Annotated in this window: 27 protein-coding genes; all 27 read right to left on the minus strand. The window is 39.7% G+C overall.

Translation table 11 applies throughout. The annotated features are described in order from the left end of the window. Nucleotides 1-363 precede the first annotated feature (363 nt). The 27 genes from JNUCC31_RS05390 to JNUCC31_RS33140 all read right to left on the minus strand — a co-directional run bounded on the left by JNUCC31_RS05390 (nt 364) and on the right by JNUCC31_RS33140 (nt 25716). Entirely contained in the window at nt 364-900 is a 537-nt protein-coding gene (locus JNUCC31_RS05390; RefSeq protein WP_192269183.1) for an RNA 2'-phosphotransferase, read from the minus strand. A gap of 32 nt (nt 901-932) precedes the next feature. After that, entirely contained in the window at nt 933-1373 is a 441-nt protein-coding gene (gene imm48, locus JNUCC31_RS05395; RefSeq protein ID WP_192269185.1) for an Imm48 family immunity protein, read from the minus strand. 140 nt (nt 1374-1513) lie between these two features. Continuing rightward, complete coding sequence (locus tag JNUCC31_RS05400) at nt 1514-2410, minus strand: nucleotidyl transferase AbiEii/AbiGii toxin family protein (RefSeq protein WP_228469518.1); 897 nt, start codon at nt 2408-2410, stop codon at nt 1514-1516. Between the two features lie 37 nt (nt 2411-2447). After that, on the minus strand, nt 2448-3029 hold the full coding sequence (locus JNUCC31_RS05405) for a hypothetical protein (protein ID WP_192269188.1): 582 nt from the start codon (nt 3027-3029) through the stop codon (nt 2448-2450). 174 nt (nt 3030-3203) lie between these two features. Next, a complete protein-coding gene (locus JNUCC31_RS05410) occupies nt 3204-3677 on the minus strand; it encodes an SMI1/KNR4 family protein (RefSeq protein WP_192269190.1) in 474 nt (157 codons plus the stop codon). Between the two features lie 117 nt (nt 3678-3794). Further along, nucleotides 3795-4154, minus strand: a complete 360-nt coding sequence (locus JNUCC31_RS05415) for a hypothetical protein (RefSeq protein WP_228469519.1) — start codon at nt 4152-4154, stop codon at nt 3795-3797. 316 nt (nt 4155-4470) lie between these two features. After that, nucleotides 4471-5073 carry a pentapeptide repeat-containing protein gene (locus JNUCC31_RS05420; RefSeq protein ID WP_192269195.1) on the minus strand — a complete coding sequence of 201 codons (603 nt, stop codon included), beginning with the start codon at nt 5071-5073 and terminating at the stop codon, nt 4471-4473. A gap of 12 nt (nt 5074-5085) precedes the next feature. Continuing rightward, nucleotides 5086-6210 carry a hypothetical protein gene (locus tag JNUCC31_RS05425; RefSeq protein WP_192269197.1) on the minus strand — a complete coding sequence of 375 codons (1125 nt, stop codon included), beginning with the start codon at nt 6208-6210 and terminating at the stop codon, nt 5086-5088. 18 nt (nt 6211-6228) lie between these two features. After that, nucleotides 6229-6519: a hypothetical protein gene (locus JNUCC31_RS05430; protein WP_192269200.1), complete on the minus strand. Its 291-nt coding sequence runs from the start codon at nt 6517-6519 to the stop codon at nt 6229-6231. A gap of 351 nt (nt 6520-6870) precedes the next feature. Then, on the minus strand, nt 6871-7608 hold the full coding sequence (locus JNUCC31_RS05435; RefSeq protein ID WP_228469520.1) for a hypothetical protein: 738 nt from the start codon (nt 7606-7608) through the stop codon (nt 6871-6873). Beyond that, a complete protein-coding gene (locus JNUCC31_RS05440; RefSeq protein WP_192269206.1) occupies nt 7605-8660 on the minus strand; it encodes a hypothetical protein in 1056 nt (351 codons plus the stop codon). Before JNUCC31_RS05440 ends, JNUCC31_RS05435 begins: the two co-directional genes overlap by 4 nt. A gap of 511 nt (nt 8661-9171) precedes the next feature. After that, nucleotides 9172-9726: a T6SS immunity protein Tdi1 domain-containing protein gene (locus JNUCC31_RS05445; RefSeq protein ID WP_192269209.1), complete on the minus strand. Its 555-nt coding sequence runs from the start codon at nt 9724-9726 to the stop codon at nt 9172-9174. Between the two features lie 10 nt (nt 9727-9736). Further along, nucleotides 9737-10642: a polymorphic toxin type 15 domain-containing protein gene (locus tag JNUCC31_RS05450; protein ID WP_228469521.1), complete on the minus strand. Its 906-nt coding sequence runs from the start codon at nt 10640-10642 to the stop codon at nt 9737-9739. 333 nt (nt 10643-10975) lie between these two features. Further along, nucleotides 10976-11413 carry a DUF600 domain-containing protein gene (locus JNUCC31_RS05455; protein WP_192269212.1) on the minus strand — a complete coding sequence of 146 codons (438 nt, stop codon included), beginning with the start codon at nt 11411-11413 and terminating at the stop codon, nt 10976-10978. A gap of 12 nt (nt 11414-11425) precedes the next feature. Then, nucleotides 11426-12454, minus strand: coding sequence for a DNA/RNA non-specific endonuclease (locus JNUCC31_RS33125; RefSeq protein ID WP_228469522.1), 1029 nt, complete (start codon nt 12452-12454; stop codon nt 11426-11428). A gap of 292 nt (nt 12455-12746) precedes the next feature. After that, entirely contained in the window at nt 12747-13427 is a 681-nt protein-coding gene (locus tag JNUCC31_RS05465) for an endonuclease V (RefSeq protein ID WP_228469523.1), read from the minus strand. Next, on the minus strand, nt 13417-13887 hold the full coding sequence (locus tag JNUCC31_RS05470) for a toxin-antitoxin system YwqK family antitoxin (RefSeq protein WP_192269218.1): 471 nt from the start codon (nt 13885-13887) through the stop codon (nt 13417-13419). The genes JNUCC31_RS05465 and JNUCC31_RS05470 overlap by 11 nt, the downstream gene beginning before the upstream one ends. Before the next feature lie 441 nt (nt 13888-14328). Next, nucleotides 14329-14487: a transposase gene (locus JNUCC31_RS34025; protein ID WP_416234372.1), complete on the minus strand. Its 159-nt coding sequence runs from the start codon at nt 14485-14487 to the stop codon at nt 14329-14331. A gap of 232 nt (nt 14488-14719) precedes the next feature. Continuing rightward, entirely contained in the window at nt 14720-16402 is a 1683-nt protein-coding gene (locus tag JNUCC31_RS33130; protein ID WP_228469524.1) for a YwqJ-related putative deaminase, read from the minus strand. Nucleotides 16403-16622: 220 nt separating this feature from the next. After that, nucleotides 16623-17429 (minus strand): DUF4261 domain-containing protein, encoded by an 807-nt coding sequence (locus JNUCC31_RS05485; protein WP_192269221.1) that lies wholly within the window; start codon nt 17427-17429, stop codon nt 16623-16625. Between the two features lie 56 nt (nt 17430-17485). Next, entirely contained in the window at nt 17486-17923 is a 438-nt protein-coding gene (locus JNUCC31_RS05490) for an SMI1/KNR4 family protein (RefSeq protein WP_192269224.1), read from the minus strand. Continuing rightward, nucleotides 17910-19028: a hypothetical protein gene (locus tag JNUCC31_RS05495; protein WP_228469525.1), complete on the minus strand. Its 1119-nt coding sequence runs from the start codon at nt 19026-19028 to the stop codon at nt 17910-17912. The genes JNUCC31_RS05490 and JNUCC31_RS05495 overlap by 14 nt, the downstream gene beginning before the upstream one ends. Before the next feature lie 244 nt (nt 19029-19272). Next, nucleotides 19273-19728, minus strand: coding sequence for an immunity protein YezG family protein (locus JNUCC31_RS05500; RefSeq protein ID WP_192269227.1), 456 nt, complete (start codon nt 19726-19728; stop codon nt 19273-19275). A 17-nt stretch (nt 19729-19745) separates the two neighbouring features. After that, nucleotides 19746-20684, minus strand: a complete 939-nt coding sequence (locus tag JNUCC31_RS33135; RefSeq protein ID WP_228469526.1) for a DNA/RNA non-specific endonuclease — start codon at nt 20682-20684, stop codon at nt 19746-19748. A gap of 416 nt (nt 20685-21100) precedes the next feature. Beyond that, nucleotides 21101-21367, minus strand: coding sequence for a helix-turn-helix domain-containing protein (locus tag JNUCC31_RS05510; protein WP_192269230.1), 267 nt, complete (start codon nt 21365-21367; stop codon nt 21101-21103). A 531-nt stretch (nt 21368-21898) separates the two neighbouring features. Further along, the gene (locus JNUCC31_RS05515; protein ID WP_192269233.1) at nt 21899-22336 is read right to left on the minus strand and encodes an SMI1/KNR4 family protein; all 438 of its coding nucleotides are present in this window, start codon (nt 22334-22336) and stop codon (nt 21899-21901) included. A gap of 2 nt (nt 22337-22338) precedes the next feature. After that, entirely contained in the window at nt 22339-25716 is a 3378-nt protein-coding gene (locus JNUCC31_RS33140; protein WP_228469527.1) for an HNH endonuclease, read from the minus strand. Nucleotide 25717: the final 1 nt, after the last annotated feature.

The following is a 25717-nucleotide window of genomic DNA, read 5'->3' on the forward strand; positions in this document are numbered from 1 at the left end:
TAAGAACTGTAACGCTATCTGGAAGCTGAACAGATCACTTATACAAGTGCATGTCTTCAAACCCACTGAAAGCGGAAGCCGACCTGAACGTGTCAGGGCATGGCATCTTGAATGTACAAGTAAGCGAGCACTAACGAACCGGAGACGTCTTATTCAGGGATTTGAAGTGTATACAGAAAACTAAGAAACCTGAGACACGCTATATCAGAATAAACAGCCGTTTACAGCGTTTTTGTCAGGAAATTCAGGAAATAACGTGTCTGAGGTTCCTTACTTTTTAGAAAGAGTATCTGAAGGCGAAATAAGACGTCCTGAGTTCCTTAGAAAAGGGTCTACTAGCTGGCTTGGACTTCGAGACAGTGATTATTGCTGGATGTAACGTGCCGGGATATGATCGGCCAGCCAAATATTTTCGTTTCCATGATAAAAGAGTATTCCGTCTTTGGCCGCTTGATTGGCATTAATTTTCAGTATTACAGGCTGGTCATCACGTCTTTTTCCCACCTGTTTGGCGGTATCGATATCTGCGGACAGATGTACATACTGCCTTTGTCGCGGTTGTAAGCCTTGTTCCATAATGGAAGCGACCGACCGCAATGGCGTACCATGATAGAGTATCCCCGGTGGATCGGCAGGTGTTTTGGAAATCTTTTGCGGAGTCGAATGACCATATAATGCCCGGATGCGGCCAGAACGGATCTCATGTCTCTTTTTCTCCGAGGCCTGAATCATCTGCTCCAGATCGGCTTCCGTGACTTCCTTCCACTGTGGACTTTCATGTAAAGCCACTAACAATTGGGGAATCTCCACCCAGCCTTCTTCGTCCAGCTCTAACTCATATTCCCAAGGGGCGTGACGCAAGGCGTAAGAAAGTTCCTTGCTTAATTTCATCAGATCCATTGCGATCATCTCCCCGATTTACGAATTCTCTTTTATCTCTCCGGTTGTACTGCCGCCAAAATCTCCTGAATGTTGCGAGCCAGCCCTTCATCGTCTTCCTGATTGAACTGGCGATGTCCATCAATTCCGCGATGAATAATCGTGTTCATCACAGGATGAACTTCACGATCAGAAGCCACCCGAATCAGGTCATCCGCAAAATCCACAGCCTGCTGCTCACTGTAGTTAAACGGCTTAATCAGCATCCGGATGCTCAATGCATGAGCCTGCGGCTCCCCTAGTTGATCCCGATGGGTAATGCCATATACAGCGCCAAATCCAAAAGCAGCAATCACCTGACGCTCCAGTTCCGTTGTCTGTTCCAAAGGCGTACCAGTCAGTTCACAAATTTTGCCCACCATCTGCTCCAGCTCTGAAGCCGCCGCAGCCAAAATTACATCGTTAATATCTTCAGCGTTGATAAAATCAGTCATGTTGTATTTCTCCATTTCTGAGCCGTATTGGATCCATTCTCTCAGACTCTATGAGAACATTGTATCGAAGTTTGGGTGTTCGTTTCAAATCCATTTGCAAATCCACAATCGATGTTTCAGGTTACTTGTAAATGAGAAGGCTATTTATGTGTAGTACAGCTGGGTAGATTTTCATATGCGTAACTATTAATCCCGGCGTGATTCATCGTTTGGCGCAGCTCCGAGACAAACTCCATAAAGTACACTTCAGGACTACGACTTCCGGCATAATACTGTAGGTCATAATCGTAGTTTAACCTCGAATACACATCATGAAGATCGTCAACCAGTACCTTTTTCATATCCTCTTTGGAAATGGCTGGGTCAATAGCGCACTCGTTGACTAGCGTCTGTAGTGTCTCCTGGAGAGCTTGCTGATCGTATGACGGGTTAGACAACAGATGCTGCAAATCATACAAGTCTTTGAACCGTGGCCTCACTATCGTTTGATGTAGCTTCCATGCAATTTGAATGGAGAGTGGTACGGTGTGAGGAACCACAAAAGCTTCTCCAACCATGGGTTGGTACAGTAGAGCAACAGACTTCTCATTCAAGTCGAGGTTAAAGGATATATCCAGATGCAGCTCATCCTCATACATATCTTCTTTCCTTGGTTCACTATCAATATAAAAGGCAAGCTCCGTGTTCACCGTGGGAAAATCATCCGCCATCGCGTAGTCTATTCTGCGCCAAAAGGTATTCTCCCGAAAGCTTCGGAATACGATACCGTCATTCAGATCCATCTCAGTTACCCGAATCATCCAATCTGTAAAAATTTCATTGGCTTCATCCTCGCTCTCAATTCGACCTGCATACAAAAAATCAATATCATCAACATACCGAATACTTGGATTCTCCAAATACTGTCTGGTTAACAAGCTACCTTTTAATATAAATGGGTCATCTACTAGAGTGGCACGTTTCAATAAGGCTTCTAACACCACAATGAATCTCTCATCCTCATTTAAGAGGTGCATTTTTATGTTTTTTCCAGACAACCGTTCTCCTCCTCTATTCATCGTACTCAACATCCGGTTAGATCCATCCACGATCCAATTCTTCCCGGCTATCGTAGATGCACAGTTCATATTGCTGTTTTAACAGTTCGATCTTGTTCATATGCAGAATGGCATGAATCTTTTCAACTCTACGATAAAAATGTTCTGCACTTTCATATTCTCGGACCGTTACGAATCTAACTTTTCCATTCGCATTCAACGAGTTCCGTGAGATATGTCCACCCGAGTCGGCGCATAGCTGCTTCAACTTAACCACATCATCAACATACACTTTACCGTGCCATTCGAAATAAGGCTTGGACTGTGGCAGCAAAGGCTGATCAAAATATGTCTCTTCTTTTGCGGGAATTTCCACTTTGGTCCGAACCACCGTGAATCCATTAACCCGGAATTTCGTGATAACCTCTTCAATAACATCCTTTACTTCTTCATAATCCGTGCTATGTACAATGCCTGTGATCATCGGTTGATTGATATATTCACCTTGGTCCAAGACGATTAACACGGGCTTCACGTTCTCTTCATTACAGATGTTGATAAAAGTTTCCTTCTCATTCTGCTTCAGATCACTCATGGTTACATGATATTCAAATTCCATCGGGTCACTTCCTAACTAGTTTTGGTCATCTATCAAAAGCTAGCTCTATCTTATCATCTTCTGATAATCGTTCAGCCACATCGTTTAAATCGAATTCTTTCAGATATTATTAATGGACTATAGTCTACAGACATACAGTGAATTGACCACGTACTAACATGAACTAGATTAACCTTATTCATTTAGCATTTCAAAAAATTCTGATATATTATGAGCTACACTTTGTGTCACAGGAGAAAACTCCTCTGACTCTTCATGAAACCAAATAACTACAGTAGGCTCTTCTGTTTCTCTAAAATCTAAACAAATAAAATCTCCTGAAAAAAGCGCTGCAATAGGAACTACATTCATTCCCACTAAATCTTCATTATCAGTTAATCTATCACCTATTTGTGTAATAGTAACTTCAATATCATACCATCCATTAATAGGATCAGACTCACTGTCATTCAATATACAAAGAAATTTCTCAATTATATATTCACGCTGATTATAACTAAACTTATTCGCGATTGGCACAGCTCCATTATTTCCCTTCATAAAACTCCTATAAGTTTCAGGAAATGAAACTCTCAAGCTTCGCTCAACTACATCTAATAATTTATCGGTTGGCAATGGAAAGACAATCGTATTAGCATCCAATCTCACCTTTTTCACTCCCTATTCATATCTTTTGGCATGCACCCAACCACCTGGGACTCTTCCACCTTGATGATTTATGGAATTATGCATACCAAAAGGACTAATTCCATTCTACCGTCAATTTCAGTTTGTTCCAGGTGGTCGTTTCCCACTTGGAAGTTGTGAATCAAGCCATTGGAACTGTTTAGGATCAGTCTTCTTCCAATAATCTTTAGGCAACTGTAAAATAACAGGTTTGCCATCAATCTTTATGATTAAATCAGCTTTCTCAAAATCGGGATATCTTGTACAAAGCTTCATAGGTACATCAGGTATTTTTTCCAGTTCTTTCGCGCGTTCTCTAATCAACTTAATCTGCTTCTGAGTCAAAGAATCCCCACCCGGTATATTTCTCCATTTCAAAGGGGCATTTGAATTAACTTTCTCCGCGTAAACTGTAGTATAGTCATCTAATACTTCATCAAACTTCTTATTACCTGACAAGAAATTGTCAATGTTTTGTAAATGGGGTGGTTTACTTCCACAATCTTTTTTCCAATTACCACCATTATATCAACTTGCCTGACGCTCTGTTTTCAGAAAAAAAGGAGAAAACGAGGAAAACAAAAAACAGGTCAATCATGGTGGTATATGACCATAATCACCTGTTCAATGTAAAGGAACAGCATTATTTAAGTTATAAAATTCATGCATTTGATGTGCGTACAAACATATTTAGTAAAACTTCATATGGGGCTGATAAGGGTTAAGTCTGATTGAGCATTGCTACCCATTCCACTCGGCACTGCAGCCAATCCTCTTAGCCACTTACTTCACATTTTTCTAACATCCATTTCTTTGCTTCATCTGATTTCAACAAAATTGGTTTCTCCAACGTACCAATATTAATACTTTTAATATGAGCTTCTTCTACACCTTTAATATTTTTCAAAGTCACTCCGCTTAATAAAGTTTCTTCAAACGTCGCTACACTTATATCTATATTTTCTAGTGTTGCCCAACTAAAATCCGTTAAGTAAAACGATACATTAATCAAATTACAATCTACTAAATATGCATTTCTAAATATTGCTTCCCAACAATCACCTTTACTAAATCTACTGTTTTTAACGACGCAACCGGAAAAATTTGTATATCTTAGATCTGATTTATAAAAATCACATTTATCTAAATATGCATTTTTAAATGATGACGAGGCTAATAATGATGTGTGAAAATCGATATTTTCCAGTTTGAGATCATCAAAAGTACACTCTATTAAATATGCTTGTTCAAGCAATATATGGGATAAATCAAAACTTCTTAAGTCCACTTCATCTAACTTTAACATTTCCCCTTCTTTACCAATTGTCTCAACCCATTTTTTATGCAAATCAAACTTCCTATTAAGATTTCCTTCCATTTTCCCACCCCTTCAAGGATACCATATTATTTTATCTGTTACTCCTTCTTCATCAATTGCTTTCTTGAGTTGTTCAACATGCTTAGGCTCCATTTTTCTCGTGTCAATAATTACATTGTTCCCATTATCAAATTCTTTTTGCAGCTTTTTCATACCTTGTTTGATAGTAAAGGCACCCTTTTTGGGATTTGTTATAGGAACTCCATTGTCACTACTTGGGTATGATTCAAAGCTTTTCACGTCCCACTTTAAACCTGAAGAAGTATCAATAAACTCTGCTCCATTTTCTGCTTGTGGATCACGTATTAGCTTTCCTACTTGACCTCTTTCTTCTACTGCTAATCCAACTTCCCTTTCCCTTATATTTTTAGGTTCTATTTTCCCATTACTTGCTGGATCTCGAGCTAAGTCTTCCAACTCCTTCTGAGTTCTACCGCCCGTATAATTTCCATCCTTATCATAAAGGTTAGGTTTGTTACCTTTACCCGTCGCCTCAGTACCTTCCAGTTTATCCTTCGGTTTGTTTGTATTCTCCTCTGGTTTCTCCGGTTCGGATGATTTAGGCGGTTTCGTATCGGCTTGCGGTTTACCTTCGTCCTTTTTCTTAGATGGAGATGGCTTCCACGTATTCACTTCATTCGGCGTTTCATTTTTTTCTGGTTTCGTCTTCGATGTCATGCTATTTTTCGGTGTTGTCGTTGCATTAGGTTCATTCGTTTTCGAAGAAGGTGTACTATCCGAATTTTGTTTCGGTTTCGACGGGTTCCCTACAGGTTTGGAGGTCGATCCTGTTTCACTGTTTGCTGACTTGCCATTCCCCGAAGCAGCCTCACCCGTTTTGTTCGTCTTATTATTGCTCCAATGACTTCCTCCGCCAGAAACAGCATGCATCATCTGGCTTTTTTCCCATTGTTTTTTGAAAAAACTCTTCACTTTGGGCATCATAGTCTTAAATGCATTGTTGCTAGTTTTGGGCGACATTGTTCCTTTTGCCTGCGGGATGGGCCGTCCGAGGCCTGCATAGCCACCTGCTGAACCTCCTCTGCGATTCATACCAAATTGCGTATCCATCCCTTTTTGCATGGCGTCTTGTTGGTTATATCCATCAAGTAGTTCAGCTAATTCTTCATTGCTCATCGTCGTACGTTTGATTCTTCAGGATAAAAACTTCTTTTCTTCGAGACTTAGCTCTTGAGTCTCCCAATAGTCATAACTGCCCAGTTCCTCTACCGTGATATGAGGCCTACCTATATTGAAGGTGATATTCGCAAAATGGGGACCTACGAAAAGAATATTGTATTCCTCCGGGTTTTCCATCACTTTGTTGAAATATTCCAGCGAACTTCTCAGGTCCTGATCCGCCTGTTGTTTCGTCCACTTTGCCTCGTTCTCCTGCTGTTGCAGTTCAATCAAAACATTCGTAAGTCGGTCCAGCAAATTCGGCACTGAAGGCTTGAAGGAGCCCAGCTTAGAAGCGCCTCGATGAGCCCTGTGGCGGCAACGGTGGTTCCGACCAATCCACCTGGTATCATAACTGTAACGGCACAGTTGTGAATGATTTCAAAAAAACTGTAAGAAAACAAACATTATAATAAAACAGGTTAATCATGGTGGTATCTGTCCATAATCAACCTGCTTGATGTAACGGTATAGCTTTATTTAGGGTATAAAATTAAAACAGTTGATGTGCGTACAACCGAAATGGAGAAATCTTAAATCTTAATACGGGAATTACATGGGTCGTATGTGTTATTAGTTGAATGATGGGTTCATTCAGCACTGGTTAGCTCCCAAACCTCAATCCATATAATCTATGACATTCAATATTGTATCTCTCAACGCAATATAGTTCGTTCCTTCATAAGGCAATATTTCCTCGTATATTTTTGCAAATGATTTTTTCAACTCTGATTCTTCAATCTCAGGAATTTCACTTTCCATCATTTCTACTAATTCCAGAAACATACTTAATTTCAGGGAAAAATCAGGTTCAGCAGCTCCTCTCGCCTCAACAAAATGAATGCCATCAGAAATAATATGCTTACTAGCATTTACAAGAATGAATCCAACCATCTCATCAGTTTGCAGAACAAAAGAAAAATTCCCAGTCATACTCACTAAAACAACTCGCTCCGATTTATTCCATTTCTCTGAATAAGAAATTATCTTATCCTCTTTAGTATAATATTCTGTTATATGGGACAATTTATTGCTGAAATTTTTCTTTACTCTTAATTTGATGCTTCCGCTTTTTACTTCAAACTGTTTTATATCCGATTCTTCTTTGATAACATTTATGGGTTCTGTTAGCTTTATTACAGCTCCAGAAAAATTCAAATCATCTTTATTAAATAAAATAGTATCCGCATCAGACCATAACCAATCAAAACTTCCATATGAGGTTTTTTTTAGTTCTTCTATTTCTTTGTAATCTTTCGCCTTACCAATCCAGATAATTTGACTGGATAAGTACCATCTTATTTCTTCATTAATATCGCTTAAATTGTGATCAATTATCACTTTCATAGTTTTCATGGTATTATTTGAGTTGCAGGCGGCATAGTTCCTCCACTAGGAGTGGGAATATTTCCATTTACTATTGAGTCATGTGTGACGGGCATACCAGGATCTGTCGGTTTTCCACCAAATATAGCAGCACCACTTTCACCTCTCGCCCCATCTGGTCCATAACTAGTAATTACATTCCCTTTGGAACTGCCTTTGCTCTCAACTATTACCACATTATCCCCTTTCCTATATATTAAGTTTTGAGAATTGTTTCCTGAAACATATACTGCGTCAGGTTTTGATAAAATCTCTAGCTCTTTCTCTTTTCCAAGTCTACCATGATAGTTACTTGCATATTTAACTTTTCCGTCCTTGGCTTTAGCACTAATATCGAATGCAGATTTAGCCTGCTTTTCAAACCCTTTAGGTACGCCTTTACCTTTACCCGTCCCCTCAGCCTCTGATTCACTTTTTTGTCTTTCGTCCTCTTCCCTTTTACGTTTTTCCTCCTCTTTTTTCTTTTTATCATCTTTACCTTTTCCTTTTTTCTTCGATGAATCTTGTTTCCACTGATTATGATTGTTGGGAATCTGATTATCTTTCTTGTTAGTGCTAGATGAATTTGTTCCTTCACTCTCGCTCGACTTTTTCCCTGTACCTGTATTTGATCCTGCAGTATCCGGTTCTCCGGATGTTTGGGTCTTCTTACTGGTATTCGGAGTCGGATCCTCTATCTTTCGACTACTTGATGGCCCTGTTTCTTCACCATTGTCAGGCTTCTTCCCTGTACCTGGACTCGATGCAGTAGCATCCGTTTCACCTGACGATTGCGACTTCTTACTGCTGCTCGGGGTCTGATTCGGTTTATAGCCATTGCTGGAGGAACTTGTTCCTGCCCCATCGCTTGACTTATTCCCAGCGTTCGAGCTTGTTTTCCCTCCGGAACCCACTTCCCCGGCATTACCCGACTCTTTGGGCTTGTTTTTTCCCAAGTTGCCCCAAGGCTGAAACCGGATGACCTGGCTCTCTTTATAATAATCGCTGACGGCTTTAACAATCACATCTTTTGACTTTTTCACAAATGTCTTTGTTTAACGTTCGTACTGTATCCTTCAAAACTTTCCCCAGCTGCTCACAGCTACAATTCTATGCTCTGATAATGAACAGCTTGAATGACCTGTTTTGTGCACTCCCAGCGATAGTGCCCTGCTTTGTCTGAGGGTTAAGGTAAGGTACAGAAAAATCTAGGTTAAATTTTACTTATTACTTCTTTAATTCGAATAGATAGATCTCTCTTCTCATCTTCTGTTAATTGTTCACCTAATCATTTAAATCAAATTCTTCCAAATCATTTTCAAATTCTAAAATCTGTTCGTTTTCCTTAATTTCATATTTAATTAGTATTTCAACAAGTATAGTTTTTACCACGATATTTTCACTAAGTTCGTGAGAATTTATATTGTTTTATTTATTTCTGTTTGGTCCAATGAATTTCACACCAGATATAAAATAAGCCTATTCCTCCGTAGAAATGTCCAAGTTGGAATAGGCTGGCAGGCTATGATTTTCGTTCATTGTTCATACTGCAATTTATTCGATAGGCCCCATAAATTGAGTGATTAAATAAATATGCTCAATAAGTTTAACTTTGCTTAAACTCTCAATTCTTTCATATCCACCAAGTCCAAGAATTGGAACATATCCGAAACATTCATCAAATTTTATTTCACCATATTTTTCAATTGCTTCAGTAAAAGGTAACCAATCTAGCTCTTCTTCTAAAAAACTCTCATCGTTTATATCTTCAAAGAAGAAATCAAATCCAGCAGCTATTACATTTACCGTACCTTTCCGATAATTAAGTAGGTTTAAGTATCTTCCTTTTTCCCAAACAATTAGATCTCCCATAGATGTAGTAAACAATGGAATTGAATCCTCATGTCTAACGTACAGGTCTACTAATATTCCCTTGAAATCATCAGGATTTATTATTTTTAAATAACCATTCAGGATACTTCCAAAGCCATATTCACTCCAAATATCGGTAATTTCTGTAGGAATTAATCCTTTATAATTTTCGATAACTGCATCCGATGCTTTCTCTTCTAACACAAAAAACTGGAACGCAGTTGGCTTATCTGACATACAAGTCACCTCAGTACTTTAATTTAATATTTAGAAAGGTTGATTCTCTTTCTTCTTTGGTCATGGTACTTGCAATTTCCCTAATTTGTTTATCTAACTCACGTATTCTTGATTTCCATTGTGAGCCAATTGATGAGTTAACTCTTTTGTCGCCCACTCCTCCAATTTTTTCAGGCTTTCCACCTGCAATTTGATCTGGATTATGGAGAGCAGCTTGTTCCTTCAACCACTCTTCTGCTTTTTTATTCGCCTCTTCCCTGGATAAACCTTGCTTACGTAATTCAGTAACTTTTTCCTTCAATGCTTCCTGTCGAGCCAGTTTTTGAGCGGCATCCCCTTCTAATGCCCTACCGTCCCTCAGATATCTATCACGGTTCTGTATAAACTCTTCAACCGTTAGGGAATTAATCCCTTCTTCTTGGGCCTTCAATTGTCTTTCAAATTCTATTTTGTCATGTTTAGGATTTATCTTAAATTTAATTTCAACTTCGGATATCCTCGGAACATCAACTCCGCCCGATCCTTTACCAGCTTCTTGATTGTAGTTCGGTTTAGCATCATCCTGATTATCTTGTTGCTTGGGTGGCTTATTGTTGTCTTTTGGCTTCGCACTTGAACCGTCTGTGTCCTTATTCGAAGAGCTTGGTTTTGAGCCTGCTGGTTTTTCAGGCACGGCGGTTGAACCGGGTTTTACCGTCAGCTTCGGAGTTTCGGGTGCTGTCTTGGGAGGTTTCCCGGCATTGGAAGCTACTTCCTCACCGCTAGATTTCCATAAAGTGCTTGAACTTGGTTTTTTCGAATCATGATTCGATAAGAAGCCTTTATCCTTCTCATAAGCTTGCATGGCCGCCTGGTCGCTATACGGGCCTCCAGATATGCTAGATAGTGCTGTCTGAAGATCACTAATTTTGATCACACAAACGAGATCTCTCCAGTTTCCATAAATGTAATAACCACACCTTTAGGTAATCGATGTAACAACTACAGCCATTTCATGAAACTAATAACAAAAACTCACTCCTGACTCATTTTTCGAGTAGGAGTAAGCCTTTAAAATTCATCATATGGAAAATTATTTTAATAACTTTCTAGAACTAAAATAATCAATTAATATTTTATGTTATTTTATCCTGAAACGGGCCATTCTTTTGTCTGACTCCTAATTATGCTAGATACGAACCACTGGGTAGACTTTACTTTCAGTTTAGTCTAGACATACCTTTTAGATATATATATATATATTCAATTTTCACATTCTACTTACTTCTTCAAACCACTCGTCGAAAACCTCACTTGCACTTTTTGATAGATTGGTGAATTTTAAATCATAAGAATAAGTAGCCTCTAATTTATTCTTAATCACATCATAGGTTAGTTTCATTTCTGTCGGCATTTCACGATTATATTTTTCAAACAAATTAATTATTTTTAGCAGGTCTTCGTTTCCTATTCTTAGCAATGCATACTGCCTTTCCTCAGAAACATCAATTTCACTATATATTTCATTGACTTTGTGCTTTTCAACAAAAACATCATTTATCTTATAAAATACATCCATTCCATATTCGCCTAATTCATGGTAGCAACAAATATAGATAACATCTGCGCGTTTATCAACGTACTCTAAGCAGATTGAAACGATATCAGATTGTAACTCTGAAAAATAATCCTCAAATATTTTCCCCAATTAATTAACCTCCTAGTTTTTAATATTAGTAGTTTTTATTTTTCCATCAATAGAATACTTCACTTCAAAAATTGATGGGCGTAAAGCATCTCCATCATATTTAATGTTTACTTCGACCTTCACTTTTTTCCCTGCTTTAATTGCTTTAGCCCATTCATTTTCTAGAACTTTATACTTACTTAAATTCACATTACTTAATTGTGAAACAAGGTTATCAATCTCTGGTGAACCACAAAATCTATCCCCTGCCAAATGACCTGCATGGTCGCCTGGCTCTTTGCCTGGTGTATTTGCATCATGCGGTAATCTGCTATCCCTTTCAGTTAATTTTAAATCGTCAGCTGTAAATTTTTCAAGCCTTCCCTCACTGTCAGTTTTATATAAATATTCATATTCACCTGTTTTATATGTTGCATTTGGCTTTAGCTTTCCCTCTTCCATATGACTTCCATCACGTATAATATCATCAACTTGACTACCAACATTCCCCGTCCCCTCAGGACCTTCTTGATTGTCCTTCGGTTTAACATCATCATCATTTGCCTTTGGCTGTGGCGGCTTAGTGTCTTCTTTTGGCTTAGACACATCTTTATCCTTCGTTGAAGACGGCTTCCAGGTATTCACTTCATTCGGTGTTTTATTGTTAACCGGATTCGATTTCGAACTTTCTGGCTTCGGTGTTGCATCTTTCGGCTTCGCACTTGAACCGTCTTTGTCCTTATTCGAAGAGTTTGGTTTTGAGCCTCCTGGTTTCTCAGGCCCGGCGGTTGAGCCGGGTTTTACCGTCGGCTCCGGAGTTTCGGGCGCAGTCTTGGGCGGTTTCCCGGCATCGGAACCTACTCCATCTTCATCAATGGTTTTCCATAAGGTGCCTGAACTTGGTTTTTTCGAATCATGATTCGATAAGAAGCCCCCCGGGACAATACCAACCCTCTGACTCTCTTCCCATTTTTTCAGGATAAATGACTTCGCTGTGGCTAACCCGTTACCCATGCTCGTTTTCTTACTTGCCGCTTCCGCACTCTGGATGTTTCTCATCATCTGGCTAGCTGCTGAATTCATTCAACCCTGGGTTCTTAGACATACTCTTGGCGCTATACATGCCGTCCATTACCTTCTATACCCGCTATCTTTTAAAAAATCATCTTCTAAATAAGGTTAATACTATTTTAACAATTTCCACCATTTAATGAGCTTACTATACGCTCTCTCAGAGTTTTTAGTGCTATAAAAAAACACCATAATATGAGTAGATTGCTCATATTATAGTGCTCGGTATGATTATTAAATAATATTCAAACACTACAGTGTTTCCACAAACTATTTTACAGAATCATCTGAATCTTTTCCTCATTTTTTTTGTTTCTAAATCTGCTTGTCTGATTGGTACAGGGAGTCTACTTTCCTTATTAATTAACGCTAATGTAAGGTCTGTAGCAGTATCGATATTTATCCAATTACCACAGGAGACGAAAATGGGCTTTACACTTTTATGTGTTCGTAATGCTCTCCCATAGATTTTGTGATTTATCACAATATCAGAGAAAGCCCCTTCTTCTTCATCGGGCATAATAAAATCAACCCCTTCAATTTTCAAGTAGCTTTTTGCAATACCTATTGTTGGTTTATTAAGATAGAAAGAAGCATGTGTCGCAATTCCCATATTTCGAGGATGCAAGTATCCATTCCCATCAAACATTATAATATCCGGATCTTTTTCTAAAAAAACAAATGTATTCATAATTAAAGGTAACTCTCTAAATGATAAATATCCGGGTATATACGGTACCTCGATTTCCGCTTTCAAAAACTTTGTCTCAACTACCTCTTTGCTAAAAAGATCAACGACACATATACAACATACTGCAAGTGTCTTTTCATTTTCCTCCCAGTATGCTAAATCGATTCCTGCAATTAATCGTATCTCATTCATACTAAAACTATTCTCCAACTTTATATTTCGAGACAAATCATTTTGCATTTTCTTGAATATTTCTATTGTGTTATTTTCCATCTTGCTCAGCCCATGCGTCATACTTATCTATCATTTCTTTTTCAAAAACACTCGGCTCAGTTTTTTCTGTTATTAATTGTCCTTCTACATCCCACTCTTTGTATGTTAGCTTAAAACCGTACTTGCATTCTGCAACTGATTTTATATTACCATCCTCATACCAACAAACAGATTTACCATGTACAGCGCCCTTAATCATTTGTTGAAAACTCTCAATTTTGCCGTCTTTATAAAATTCCACATAATCTCCCTCCGCCACACCATTCTTATAATAACTGTAATAAACCAAATTACCATTTTTATATCTTTCATATAAAAGACCTGATATTGGATTACCACCATCCTCTATAGGTTTATCAAATACTTCTTGCCCATGCTTACCAGAAAAACAAACCTCTCCTGCAAATTCTATCCCTTCTAACAACACTTCTTCTATGGAAAGAAGATTATAATCCAACATTTTCAAATTGCCTCTTTTCTTGTTGACTAAATACTGTTCTATTCAACGTATATTCAATAAAAATAAAAAAAACATCAACAGCATTGCATCAGATACATGATGATCTACTAGACCACCTTGTACTAAAGTACAAGGAATTATCTAGGCGATTGAAAGTCATACTTTACACTCAAATGAACTGAAATATTCGCTTGCTAAAGCAATCTCAAGTTCGTGACTGAAACTCACTCTTCAATCTTAAATACTTCGTCGATTTTATCGTTTCCTTGCTCTTTCATGTATTCTTGACCATTTCTTACGTTTCTGCTCCTACTGTTCTACAAAAATACTCGGGTGCCCATAAATGTTTTAGATACGGAAAAATTTCACTTGAGACCGAGATAGGTGGACTCATTAACAACAGATGAATATGTTCCTTCCCTACACTTCCCTGCAAGATGCCTATCCCTCTTCTTCACATTCTTGGAGAAACAACTCACGTGTTTTTATCGCCAGAGGACCTTTCAATACCTTATATCGATATTTAGTCAGCCAGATTACATGATACTTGATCTCATACACTGCGCGGCTGTTCCTTTTAGTATCCTTCCATACTCTCACCTCTGTAGTGAAAGTATTTCTAGATTTTTTTAAGGCTAAAGCGGTTACCGTCTAAATACAGTGGATTTAGACCTCACCCTTGGAAATTAAAAATCTTTCCCCCAAGTCTAAAACACAAAAAATGAATTATCACAATTATTCATCTTATTTTAATATGGTTTATAAATCTTTATTTTACATCGATCCAACCATAGACCCTTTTTTTATTTCCAGTCGGTGTCGCGCTGCATAATTACAATCCGTCTAAATCTGAGATAACGTTAAATCCTTTTAAAATATAATTGCAATGTGGGCACGTTTTAAAAGGTATATCCATTACAGGTTTTGTTGCACCTCCAGGTCTTATAACATATATGATTAGATCTTTAATACTAGAATTTGGATTAGCTAATAAAGCCTCATTAGCAGCATATACCTCAGCATGAGATCCTGAGCCATGTGTAAATTGGCTATATGAATCATATACATCTTTTGGCATATTTTTTATTCTTTCTTCAATAATTGGATGTAGATCTTTTGGTATATCTCCCTTTACGTCATTAATTGCTATATAAAACTTACCTGTATTCTTATCATATGAACCTGCAACTGCTGGACCTAATTGCTTATTCGTAAGCCCACTGTCTTTTAGCCTTTGAGCTTCTTCTATAACGTACTCCTTAAGATTTGCAACTTCTCTTGGTGTAAAATTCGATTTAATTCTATCTTGAGCATTTTCATCCTTCTCATCAGGACCTTCTTGATTGTCCTTCGGTTTAACATCATCATCATTTGCCTTTGGCTGTGGCGGCTTAGTGTCTTCTTTTGGCTTAGACACATCTTTATCCTTCGTTGAAGACGGCTTCCAGGTATTCACTTCATTCGGTGTTTTATTGTTAACCGGATTCGATTTCGAACTTTCTGGCTTCGGTGTTGCATCTTTCGGCTTCGCACTTGAACCGTCTTTGTCCTTATTCGAAGAGCTTGGTTTTGAGCCTGCTGGTTTCTCAGGCCCGGCGGTTGAGCCAGGTTTTACCGTCGGCTCCGGAGTTTCGGGCGCAGTCTTGGGAGGTTTCCCGGCATTGGAACCGACTCCATCTTCACCACTGGTTTTCCATAAGGTGCCTGAACTTGGTTTTTTCGAATCATGATTCGATAAGAAGCCCCCCGGGACAATACCAACCCTCTGACTCTCTTCCCATTTTTTCTGAATAAATGACTTCGCTGTGGCTAACCCGTTACCTACACTCGTCTTCTTACTCGCCGCTTCCGCATGCTGGATATTTCTCATCACCTGGCTGGTTGCTGAGTTCATTCCTGGGCTCTTAGACATACTCTTGGCGCTGTACATGCCGTCCACGACCATTTGCACGCCCATATTGACTTGATTCCATTTGAGCGTAGTCACCATCATCTTGGCATATGAATCTGGAACAGGCTCTCCTGTAAAGGGGTGAATCCCCAGCTCAAAAGCCTTGATCTGCAGTTGGTATATATCCTGCACGGGTTCCACGGGATGTGGATCCTGTCTGAGCGTGGCATAATCCAGGATTCCTTGATCCTTCTCATACGCTTGCATGGCCGCCTGGTCGATAACCCCATTTTCGCCCACCGGCCTCCATATATGCCAGAACGAATCATACACCATACGATAGCCTTTTTCCTTGGGCTCCTGATTTGCCTGTTGCAGTTGATACACCCATTTTTTCTTAACCGGTTCTGAAATCTGATGGACGAATGTACTAATCTCCTGATGTTGCTGATGCAGTTTCTTAATAAAATCTGGAAATGACGTCGCCGTAGACAATTCGCGAGCTGCTGTCAGCACCTTGCCGAGCAAGTTGCGCTTGGCATCCTGCTCATCTTGGACGAATTGCTTGAACCCGGCTTTCAATCGATCTAGCAAGCTAAGCGCCGAAGGCTTGAATGAACCCACTTTCGGTACCCCCGAGATCACACCCGCTGCTACCGCAGCAATACCTACACCTTGAGCATCTATTGGAATCAGTGGCGGCCCTGGATTAGGAAGTTAAAATTGCCACTTAATCGCCAATAAACTAATCCATTTAGTAATTATTCTATTATTAAAAAGACTTATTCCAAATGGTATGTATATTGGAATAAGTCTTTAAATTTTTTTATTAATAAATCGAACTTTACTCTTCAATAGAAATATTAAGGACAACTCTTCTTGGGCTTAATAATGACATTTCATGCTGACAGATCCATTTTTGAGACTCATTTATACCTTCAATACTATCACCGTCTACAAAAATATCACCATTCTCAAAAATATAATTCCCATATCCATACAATAAACCGGCTATATTAGAAGGAGTAATATTTTTAAATCGACATTGTAAATCTGGTAAACCAAAACACGAAAGTCCCACTGTATCCATAACCATCTCTTCATTTGTTTGATCCAATTTAAAAAATCTTACATTTAATCCCCCATTTAGATGTTCTCCTTTTTCAAACCGTTTAATGTATGACTTAGGATCAGATATCTTTTGACTATAAATCCAATTTATAGCTACACAGTTTGAATATTTTAATATAGTTGCTAAAACATTATTGAACAACTCAAATCTTCTTTGATAAGCCAATCCGGAAGCAAAAACATCAGAAAGAGTGCAACTGTACTTAACCTTACTTACAACATCATTCAATTCAACAAAATCCCATGTTTGCTGTGAGGATAGGGTAATCTTTTTTTGATCTACATTTATATATTTTGTGTTTAATATACATTGAGCATTTAAAATTAAACCTTCCTGAATTTCTGTTTGGTATTCAGAAAAATTAAAAATCACAACATCGGCATTATCATTATCGTTATTTAATTTGTAATTTTGACTTAAGTCCATCATTATTTTTTCAATGTGAAATAATGGAACCTCTTCAAACAATAGTTCAACAGAGTATGTTGCACCTTTATGATTTTCTATTTTTTGTGTCATTACGACTCCTTCCTCCAAACAAATGATAAATTTTTAATATATTATTATGATGATATTTACACATAACCGCTCATTATAACTTCTACTCCTTTATTATTTACCAGCAGTTCTCTGAGTGAAGGAGCTATTAAAACTGTATCTTCAATATCAAGATTCCCAAATCCAACCATATATAATCCAAATCCATATTTACCATTTAGATATATCAGAACATTTCCCCCCTCATCGTCTCCAATGGCTAGCGAATCAGGAATATATTTTTGAATTTTGTGTGCTTCATTCATTTCTATACAGCCAGAAGGGCTCCAAATTCGAATATACATCAATTTATTAACGTTTATCTCCAATTCAGTTGCAATTTTAGACATTTCTTCATACTCTTTTGGAACTATCATATCAGAAAATTTTTGGAGCCTCCTAATATCTTCTTCACTTGCTGGTGGTTCTTTTACTTCTACATGAAAGTTACTACTCATCTCTTCAAAAATATTCATCTAGATCTATCCTCCTATATGGAACTTTAAGTTTATCCAACATTTTATACTGCTGTTCCAATATTTTTTCAATAGTTTTTCTCGTAAAACCAATTTCTTTGAAATCTTTAACTATATTAATTAATTCCTCTTGTAACGTAGAACTCCATTTCCCCTTACCTTCAGCAACACGCTCATCCCTTCTATTATTTTGTAGATTGGTGAGGGTTGTGTGTGGATGTCCTTTACCTGTTTCAAGGGTTACCGTTGGTGCTTCTTTATAATCATATCCATACTGTGTTAGATTTTCCTTTGCCCATTCTCCTTGTAGTCCATGATGTGATTCAAGTCGTCCTCCATTAGGACCTTTTCCTCTTGGTTTAGGAGCAGCATTCTTGTGTGTTTTATTAAATAAAATAAAATTCTGTTCAATACTAGTTTGGCTATCTTGACCCGTCCCCTCAGGACCTTCTTGATTTTCCTTCGGTTTAGCATCATTCTGATTATCTTGTTGCTTGGGCGGCTTAGTGTCTTCTTTTGGCTTAGACACATCTTTATCCTTCGTTGAAGACGGCTTCCAGATATTCACTTCATTCGGTGTTTTATTGTTAACCGGATTCGATTTCGAACTTTCTGGCTTCGGTGTTGCATCTTTCGGCTTCGCACTTGAACCGTCTGTGTCCTTATTCGAAGAGCTTGGTTTTGAGCCTGCTGGTTTGTCAGCCCCGGCGGTTGAACCGGGTTTTATCGTCGGCTTCGGAGTTTCGGGTGCAGTCTTGGGAGGTTTCCCGGCAATGGAACTGACTCCAGCCTCACCGCTGGTTCTCCATAAGGTGCCTGAACTTGGTTTTTTCGAATCATGATTCGATGAGAAGCCCCCCGGCACAATACCGACCCGCTGACTCTCTTCCCATTTTTTCTGGATAAATGACTTCGCCGTGGCTAACCCGTTACCTACACTTGTCTTCTTACTCGCCGCTTCCGCATGCTGGATATTTCTCATCACCTGGCTAGTTGCGGAGTTCATTCCTAGGCTCTTAGACGTACTCTTGCCACTATACACGCTGCCCACGACCATTTGCACGCCCATAATGACTTGATTCCATTTGAGCGTAGTCACCATCATCTTGGCATAGGAATCTGGAACAGGCTCTCCTGTGAGGGGTGAATCCCCAGCTCACACGCCTTGAGCTGCGTTAAAACAGGATTATATATTATTTGATATAACAACGAACAATACCGCAATACAGGCCGATAGCTTGTATTGCGGTATTGTTCGTTGTTTAGTTATCTACTATCTCAAAAAAAAGTGAAAGACCCTAATTCAATCAACTGTAGCATCCAATCATCGTAACGCAATAATTCTCATTTTATAGATTTTTACGTTGTACCTCTTCAAACCATTCATCGGCAAAATCATCAGCCGATTTTATTTCATCATTTGTGTGCACTAAATCATATTTGTATTCAGCCTGAAATTTCCCACTAGTAGCATCATAAATTAATTTCATCTCCGTTGGCATGTCTTTTTCATATTCATTGCACAATTCTTCAATTTTCCCGATATTATCATTGATAATTTTCAATACCATAAACTGTCGTTCCGTGGACACATCATAACTTTCGTCCGCATCTTCCAATGCATCATTTACCTTATGAGACTCTAAATACTTATTATTAATTAAATAAAAGAAACTGCTCGATATCATATCGTCTTCACATGAAGCATAAATATATACTTTATCGGTTCGATCTTCAACATACTCCATACATATAGATACCATATCTGCTTGCAATTCACTAAATCTTCCTTCGAAATCTTTCATAACTACATTTCACTCCCTTAAAAATTCTTAAATTCTGCACTTCCTGGCTTACCATCAATAGTGTATTTCACTATAAATTTGTCTGGGCGCATATTATTACCTGAATAAACTATTTCAATTTCAACAGTTACCTTTTTAGGAGGTTTCTCTTTCAGAGCAACAGCCCATTTATTTTCAAGTTTCTTAAATTTTTTCTGATTTACCTCTGATAATTGCGAAACTAAATTATCGACTTTAGGTGATCCTCCAAACCTATCACCTGCTAAGTGACCTGCCTCATCTTTTCCTTTTATTTTTCCTGGTGTATTTCTGCTGTGAGATAATCTGCCAGTTCTCTTAGTTAATTGTAAGCTGTCCGTTTCAAACTTAGTAATTCTACTATTCCCATCTGTTTCATAAAAATAATCATACTCGCCAGTTTTATAGCTAATATTAGGCTTTAACTTGTTTTTTCTTCCGTTTGTATACTGTTCGTTTTCACCTACTAATGTTTTATCGTTACTTATTGAATATTCTTTACCCGTCCCCTCAGTGCCTTCCAGTTTATCCTTCGGTTTGTTTGTATTCTCCTCTGGTTTCTCCGGTTTGGATGATTTAGGCGGTTTCGTATCGCCTTGCGGTTTGCCTTCGTCCTTTTTCTTCGTTGAAGATGGCTTCCAGGTATTCACTTCATTAGGCGTTTCATTTTTTTCTGGTTTCGTCTTTGGTGTCGTGCTTGGTTTCGACGTTGTCGTTGAATTTCCTTCATTCTTTTTCGAAGAAGTTGAACTACCCGAACTTGTTTTCGACTTCGGCGGGTTCTCTACAGGCTTAGAGGTTGATCCTCCCCCACTGTTTGCTGTCTTTCCATTCCCCGAAGCCGTCTCACCTGTTTTGTTCGTCTTATTATTGCTCCAATGACTTCCTCCACCAGATACGATTCGCATCTTCTGACTTTCTTCCCAATACTTTTTCACAAAGCTCTTCACTTTGGGCACTAAGGGCGAAGACGGGCTCGTGCTCACTTTGGGCGGCGTTGCTCCACTTGCCTGCGGGATAGACCGGACCGGGCCTACAAGACCACCTGCCGAACCTCTCTTGTTCTTAAAATTAACTTGAGTATTCCGTTACATCAAACAGGTTAATTATGGTCAGATACTACCGTAATTGGCCTGTTTTTTGTTATCTTTGTTTTCTTGCGTTTTTTTAAATTTACTCCCAACTATAGAATAATCCGCACCGATAGAAAGGATGGAATGGAAATAAATATCATTATTTGAATAAATACCACTGTAATTAAGAGTATCGGCTAAAGCCAAGGGTTTACATGTCATCCCTAACTTAACTGAACCTTTCAGTGATTGTTATTATGAAGAAAAAACTCTGCCTTTGGTTAAACTATAGGGTGGATACGATCAACATGATGCGATGCTAAATTACAAGCTATTGTTTCTGGAGAAGGAAAAGCTTCATCGTTTTCTCCTAAATGACTCATAATATCAAACAATACACCCCGATCATTCATGCTTAAGCCGTAGCATTTTCGAAGCATGTGAGGATAGGGAATGTAGTATTGATTTCGTTGGAATTGAACGTTAAAGTTATGCCATTCCATATCTACCGCCCATTCAATCAATCTTTCTTGAATACTCTCTGGCATTGGAACTACGTTCTCTCTGAAAGAATTTTCTTAGGTGAGAGAAAACCCGATTTCCCGAAACGTCACTCCTTACTGTTCTATGTCAAACTGGTCGTCACCAGGTTTATTGACTTGCACAGTAACTATCACGGCAAACAGCCAGATTGTTGCATACAATTTACAGATAAGCCCTGACAATATGAATAGTCGATCTATCCATCCAAGAGGGTGCGATGGTTTAGACAATTATCTATCGGTGCGGCGTATGCTAAAGTTGCATAACATTTTGAAAATCCTATGAGAAAACGAACATAACAAAAAAACATATCAATTATGGTGGTATCTGACCATAATTGATCTGTTCAATGTAACGGAATAGCGTCATTTAGGTTATAAAATTAAAGCATTTTATGAGCGTACAACAGATATGAAGAAATCTTTATACGGGTATTTCATGAGTTATATGTGTTATCGGTTTAATGATGCGTTCATTCGACACTGGGTAGCCCCACACAACAAAAATTAACTGTGTTACACCCCTTAATAATCCAACTATTCTTCTATCTCATCGTGTAGCTTTTCTAAAAACCCCCCAAAATCCTTAGCAAGGAAATACATATTGCCTAAATCTTCAGGGTCTTCATCATGAATCCAAAAATAAACATCTCCAAAATGCTTTTCAGTAAGACCTAAGCAAATCTGATTACCACCAGAATCATCTGCAATCGGAATAAATCCTGCGTCTAATATATCATCAAATATATCAACTTTTTTGTCTAAATTATCGTACATTTCACCAATACCATAGAAAATATTTACCATACCAATGCCTTGCTCTTTAGAGATAGTAAAGTAATAGGGTTTAGGATATCCCCCATTGTATTTCAATAAAAATTCTCGATATTGTTGGGGAAGTTGAACTCCGTTTATTCTTTCAAAGTCTTGAAGTCTAGATTCTGTTAAAACCTCATTACTTCCTTGAATCTCCAATTTTAATCTCCTCCTGTTCCATTTACAATGGACTGCCCGCCCATATGCTTAAATTCGTCGTGTACATCTTTTTCAACTAGTACCATTGTCTTGCCATCTTCCATATGGTGCCATGTGTACCCTTCTGGCGGTTTATTTTTTTCAGGTACAGATGGATTAGATGTTTTACTAAGCCCTGCCTCTTTATTTGCCGCCTCATAATCTTTCGGATAATTTTTAGGCTGTGCATACTCTATTTTTACTGGCTTTACATCTGGATGATAATACTTAGAAAAATCAGGGTATCCATTTGGGTAACTTACCGATACTCCTTTTTTATTGGTGTACGTCCAGACTCCTTTTTCATCAATAGAAATGTGTCCACCTTTAGCATACCACTTTTCAGGAATACGAGCATATTTGGGTTTTGTCGCCATTATTTCTTCTGTGAAATCTGACAGTTCTAATTTCCCTGTCTTTTTACCCGTCCCCTCAGGACCTTCTTGATTTTCCTTAGGTTTAGCATCATTTTCCTTTGGCTGTAAAGGCTTAGTGTCTTCTTTTGGCTTAGAAAGATCTTTATCATTCGTTGAAGATGGTTTCCAGGTATTCACTTCATTCGGTGTTTTATTGTTAACCGGATTCGATTTCGAACTTTCTGGCTTCGGTGTTGCATCTTTCGGCTTCGCACTTGAACCGTCTTTGTCCTTATTCGAAGAGTTCGGTTTTGAGCCTCCTGGTTTCTCAGGCACGGCGGTTGAACCGGGTTTTACCGTCGGCTCCGGAGTTTCGGGCGCAGTCTTGGGAGGTTTCCCGGCATTGGAACCGACTCCATCTTCACCGCTGGTTTTCCATAAGGTGCCTGAACTTGGTTTTTTCGAATCATGATTCGATAAGAAGCCCCCCGGGACAATACCAACCCTCTGACTCTCTTCCCATTTTTTCTGAATAAATGACTTCGCTGTGGCTAACCCGTTACCTACACTCGTCTTCTTACTCGCCGCTTCCGCATTCTGGATGTTTCTCATCATCTGGCTGGTTGCCGAGTTCATCGCTGGGCTCTTAGACATACTCTTGCCACTGTACATGCTGCCCACGACCATTTGCACGCCCATACCGACTTGATTCCATTTGAGCATAGTGATCATCATCTGGGCATAGGAATCTGAAACGGGTTCACCTGTAAAGGGGTGAATCCCCAACTCAAACGCCTTAATCTGCAGTTGGTATATATCCTGCACAGGTTCCACGGGATGTGGGTCCTGTTTCAGCGTGGCATAATCCAGGCTACCTTTATCCTTCTCATACGCTTGCATGGCGGCATGGTCGCTATCCCCATTTTCGCCCACGGGCTTCCATATTTTCCATTCGTAATCATATGCCATACGGTAGCCCTTTTCCATGTTCGCCTGCTGTTGTTGATACACCCACTTTTTCTTAATCGGTTCAGAAATCTGATGGACGAACGTACTAATCTCCTGATGTTGCTGATGCAGTTTCTTAATAAAGTCTGGAAACGACGTCGCCGTAGACAATTCACGTGCTGCTGTCAGCACCTTGCCCAGTAAGTTGCGCTTGGCATCCTGCTCATCTTGCACGAATTGGGTGAACCCGGCTTTCAATCGATCTAGCAAGCTAAGCGCCGAAGGCTTGAATGACCCCACTTTCGGTACACCCGAGATCACACCCGCTGCTACGGCAGCAATACCTACGCCTTGAACTATCGCACTTACAGCTCCGCCAAGGGCACCCACGATGGGAATCATAGCGGTAATGGCTAACGCTGTGCCAAATAAGGACGCTTCCTTCATGCTCGTTGTGGATGCCTGCACAGTGGCTTCCGTCTTGGCAGCCAGCGCCGCAGCCTGAGCCGCTTCGTATTGCTCCAGTGGAATCAGTGGAGGCTCTGGCTCCGGAGGTAAATCAGCGACGTGCACAGGTGCCTTGTTGCTGCCCTCCTGCTGAATCTGGGCTGCGCGTACATCGGCCTGTCCATCCAGTATGAAGCTGCTCCCTCCGCCCATCAGCCAGATCGCTTCTGGCGAAGAACCCTGAATCTGTCCAGCTTCCAGCGCAATGTTGCCTCCCTGAATCGAAAGGTTACCAGGACTGGACAATACCACGCCCTGATCGTTAAGGGTGATCGTCAGACCTGATCCTGCCTGCACCTTCACCTCCTCAGGCGACATGCCGACCGAAGGCCCGGCAGGATGACCCATAACCTTATGATCCGTGCCACCTCCAACAGAACGTTTGCCTTCCGGAACGGAATGGCGAATATACGCCCCGGATTCCAGACTCTCGGGGAAATACAGTTCTACGGTATCCCCGATCTCTGGCATCATGTACAGCCCGCTATGTCCTTCCGCTGCATAGGTTGGTGCTACTGGATATGGGCATGAGGCACCTTGCATCATTAGGCCATCGTCCATAGGCAATTTGATTTGTACGTGATCCTGTATCACCCGGACAACTTCTCCGTACAGGGACAGACCGATCAGATCTGAAAGCTCACATCTCGGTGTACGCATCTGCTCTTCCAACATCATACGGTAGGAGGTCATCAGAAGACCTGATTCCAGACGCGATATAGCTTCAACGACCGTGAGCTCCCTGCCGTCAGGAAATTCAACCTTGTCACCCAGCGCATAGGTTTCGGCACTGTCCATCGTATACTGTAGAATACCCTGATTACCCTTGGGACTTCGGATCACATATTTCTCCTCAACCTCTGAACCATACCATCGCATTTCTCCCAGCTCTTTCCGGACACGATAGGATTGATCTTGTGGCCATTTCCATAACCTTCCTGTCGGTAGACCAAAAAAGATCTTGGGTGAGGCAGCCGTCACTTCGGGAACTAAGAACGTGCCAAACCGGGATGCGAGCCTTCGCAGAAACATCCAGTCGGTTTCTTTATATTGTAAAACAAGTCCGCTTAATTGGGTATTCCCCGTTACCTGATCTATAACGTCAGAATATCGGTATGGTTTCATAATGAATCGGACAAGCTCTCCAAATGTCCAACCCCTGTTTTGGAAGGCCCGTTCTGCAATATGAATATCCATCTGATATGTATTAGATAACGCTTCGATCTCAAATCGATATATTCCTCCAGACAGATGAACCTTAAGAGACGTCATGACACCATGGAAGAGACGTCTTACAGACTTTCCTGCTTCATCAACTTGCCTGAGCACAATCGGTTCCCCTTCAGCCTGAATGCGAAGGATACCCGGACCATCTTCTTCAGGAATGACTCCACTGACGTACAACTTCGCGTGCTCGTTCACCTGACGTGTAATGCGTACTTCTTCCAACCATTGGGCCTTATATGGCCAATACAGGCGAAGTTGTTCGTATCCAATACGATCTTGTAGAACCTTTGTCAATTCGTCCATG

It is taken from the genome of Paenibacillus sp. JNUCC-31 (assembly GCF_014844075.1).
Classification (GTDB): domain Bacteria; phylum Bacillota; class Bacilli; order Paenibacillales; family Paenibacillaceae; genus Paenibacillus.